At 48.9% G+C, this 554-nt stretch carries 1 protein-coding gene; it reads left to right on the top strand.

The window, feature by feature from the left end; translation table 11 throughout:
* Positions 1 to 554 (top strand): DUF294 nucleotidyltransferase-like domain-containing protein (locus tag R8O10_RS26890; protein WP_318192183.1); only part of this gene is annotated, 554 nt, incomplete at both ends.

The raw sequence follows: 554 nt of genomic DNA, 5'->3' as shown, positions 1-554 counted from the left end.
TGGCATTCTTACTGACCGCGATTTATGTATACGGGTTTTGGCGCAGGGGATTGATACCAATATCTCGGTGAGCGAGGTCATGAGCTACGACGTGGTATCGCTTGATTACAACGCGTATGTGTTTGAAGCGATGCTGACCATGCTTCGCTACAACGTGCATCATCTGCCGATTCTCAAAGACAAGAAGCCAATAGGCATCATCGGTATGACGGACATTGTCCGTTACGAATCTCAAAACAGCTTGTTGCTGGTGAGCTCGATTTTCCAACAGACCAGTGTGGAGGATCTCAAACAAGTTTCCCTGCAAGTGAAAGATTGTTTTGTTCGCATGGTCAATGAAGACGCCAACGCGCACATGATTGGACGAGCGATGTCGGTGATTGGCAGCAGCTTTAAGCAACGATTAGCGGAACTCGCCGAGCAAGAGCTTGGTCCTGCTCCAATTCCATACTGTCTGGTTGCGATGGGATCGATGGCGCGAGATGAGCAGCTCATTGTCACTGACCAAGATAACGCGCTGATTCTTGATGACAGTTACGATCCTGACAAGCACT

The sequence above is a fragment of the Vibrio sp. 1727 genome, from assembly GCF_033344415.1.
GTDB classification, from domain to species: domain Bacteria; phylum Pseudomonadota; class Gammaproteobacteria; order Enterobacterales; family Vibrionaceae; genus Vibrio; species Vibrio alginolyticus.
Note: the sequence above shows the minus strand (reverse complement) of the source record. Positions and strands in the feature narration are given on the sequence as shown.